The organism is Mesorhizobium sp. M1A.F.Ca.IN.020.06.1.1 (assembly GCF_004023265.1).
Lineage (GTDB): Bacteria > Pseudomonadota > Alphaproteobacteria > Rhizobiales > Rhizobiaceae > Mesorhizobium.
In genome coordinates, this window is the sequence record NZ_RZSR01000872.1 from 1 (window position 1) to 2550 (window position 2550).

At 62.4% G+C, this 2550-nt stretch carries 3 protein-coding genes; 2 read left to right on the forward strand and 1 reads right to left on the reverse strand.

All coding sequences use genetic code 11. From position 1 onward, the window contains the following. Positions 1 to 530, reverse strand: a 530-nt coding sequence (locus EOA60_RS28305; protein WP_128312261.1) for a LysR family transcriptional regulator, incomplete at its 3' end; no start/stop codon positions are given. A gap of 106 nt (positions 531 to 636) precedes the next feature. Here EOA60_RS28305 and EOA60_RS28310 point away from each other — a divergent pair. After that, entirely contained in the window at positions 637 to 1827 is a 1191-nt protein-coding gene (locus EOA60_RS28310) for an acyl-CoA dehydrogenase (protein WP_067002729.1), read from the forward strand. 105 nt (positions 1828 to 1932) lie between these two features. Then, the coding region (locus EOA60_RS28315; protein ID WP_164899599.1) for a transglutaminase family protein at positions 1933 to 2550 on the forward strand (618 nt) is incomplete at its 3' end.

Here is a 2550-nt window from a genome sequence, read left to right on the forward strand (position 1 = left end):
AGGAATTCGGGCGCGGCGACCGGCATCACGGTCTCGCGCATCAAAAGCGTGCAATCAGCGTCCGGCCAATCAGGCATGCCGTGGTGGATTGCGGCGTCGAGCCGCTCGCGCGCGAAGTCGAAGCGGCCAATGCGCGTGGCGAAATTGATCGTGATGTCCGGATGACGGGCGACGAAATCCGGAATGAGCGGCATCAGCCAGCGCGTGCCGAAGGTCGGCAGGATGGCAAGGTTGAGAACACCGCTATGCCGATTGCTCATCAATCCAAGCGCCGCATCGCGCAACTGCGCGAGTGCTGAGCGCACCGCGCCGGCGTAGATTTCGCCCGCCGTGGACAGCCTGACATTGCGGCTGTCGCGTTCGAAAAGCCGGCGCCCGAACTGCTCTTCCAGCAGATTGATCTGCCGGCTGACGGCACCTTGCGTGAGATCGAGCTCGCGGGCCGCGGCGGTGAAGGAGCCGAGACGCGCCACCGCCTCGAAGGCGGCAAGCGCGCTGATGTTTGGCAAGAGGCGGCGCTGGACGTTCATGATCTATTACTATCGCTCATTGATGCTTGATGCAATTTCGTTTGATTTTTTCCAGATGGAGGCGGATAAGCCGGACCATCCAAGATTTTACCGGGAGACCCACCTCATGGCCGCCGAGAAGAACGCCTTCGTCTGGAACGATCCCTTCCTGATCGAGGACCAGCTTTCCGAAGACGAGCGGATGGTGCGCGACGGCGCAGCGGCGTTCGCCGCCGACAAGCTGGCGCCCCGCATCGAGGAAGCCTATGCCGATGAGAAAACCGATCCCTCGATCTTCCGCGAGATGGGCGAGGCGGGCCTGCTCGGCATCACCATTCCAGAGGAATATGGCGGGCTCGGCGCCAATTACGTCACCTACGGGCTGGTGGCGCGCGAAGTCGAACGCATCGATTCCGGCTACCGCTCAATGATGAGCGTGCAGTCGTCGCTGGTCATGTATCCGATCCATGCCTACGGCTCGGAAGAGCAGCGCAAGAAGTACCTGCCGAAGCTCGCCTCCGGCGAATGGATCGGCTGCTTCGGCCTCACCGAGCCGGATGCCGGCTCCGATCCGGGCGGCATGAAGACACGGGCCGAGAAGACGGCGAACGGCTACAGGCTTTCCGGCTCCAAGATGTGGATTTCCAACGCGCCGATCGCCGACGTCTTCGTCGTCTGGGCAAAGTCGGCCGCGCATGACAACCAGATCCGCGGCTTCGTGCTGGAAAAGGGCCTGAAGGGGCTGTCGGCGCCGAAGATCGGCGGCAAGCTTTCGCTGCGAGCCTCAATCACCGGCGAGGTTGTGATGGAAGGCGTCGAGGTCGGCGAGGAGGCGCTGCTGCCCAATGTCTCGGGCCTGAAGGGACCCTTCGGCTGTCTCAACCGCGCGCGCTACGGCATCTCGTGGGGCGCCATGGGCGCGGCCGAGGATTGCTGGCACCGCGCGCGGCAGTACGGCCTCGACCGCAAGCAGTTCGGCAAGCCGCTCGCCGGCACGCAGCTCTTCCAGAAGAAGCTCGCCGACATGCAGACCGAGATCGCGCTCGGCCTGCAGGGTTCGCTGCGCGTCGGCCGGCTGATGGACGAGGGCAAGATGGCGCCGGAGATGATTTCGATCGTCAAGCGCAACAATTGCGGCAAGGCGCTCGACATCGCCCGCCAGGCTCGCGACATGCATGGCGGCAACGGCATCCAGATCGGCTATCACGTGATGCGTCATGCCCAGAACCTGGAGACGGTCAACACCTATGAGGGCACGCATGACGTGCATGCGCTGATACTGGGTAGGGCGCAGACGGGGCTTCAGGCGTTTTTCTAAGCTGGCAACGCTGCTTAAATTAGGTGCAGCGCAACATCTCTGCTTGGAGAATGCCCAGCACTTATGTCAGGGTTCGGCGATTGAAACGCCGTTCCCCGGGGCACCATGGCAATTCTGGCAGCCGTCCACCACCTGACCCATTACAAATACGACCGGCCGGTCGTTCTCGGCCCTCAGGTGATCAGGCTGCACCCGGCGCCGCATTCGCGCACCAAGGTGCTCAGCCATTCGCTGAAGGTCGAGCCGAAGAACCATTTCGTCAACCTGCAGCAGGACCCGTACGGCAACTTCCTCGCCCGCTTCGTCTTCCCGGAGCCGGTGACGGAACTGAAGATCCAAGTCGATCTAGTCGCCGATATGACGGTCTATAATCCGTTCGATTTCTTCGTCGAGGAATCAGCCGAGAATTTCCCGTTCGAGTACCCGGAAGAGATCAGGCAAGACCTCGCTATATACCGCACGCCCGAGCCGGCCGGCCCGTTGCTGTCGGCCTTCCTGAAAACCATCGACCGCAGTCCGACAAACACGGTCAACTTCCTGGTCGGCCTCAACGCGCGGCTGCAGCGCGAAATCGCTTATATCGTGCGCATGGAGACCGGCGTCTATTCGCCGGAGGAGACGCTGGCCGCCGGCAAAGGCTCGTGCCGAGATTCGAGCTGGCTGCTGGTGCAGATCCTGCGCAACCTCGGCATCGCAGCGCGTTTTGTCTCCGGTTACCTGATC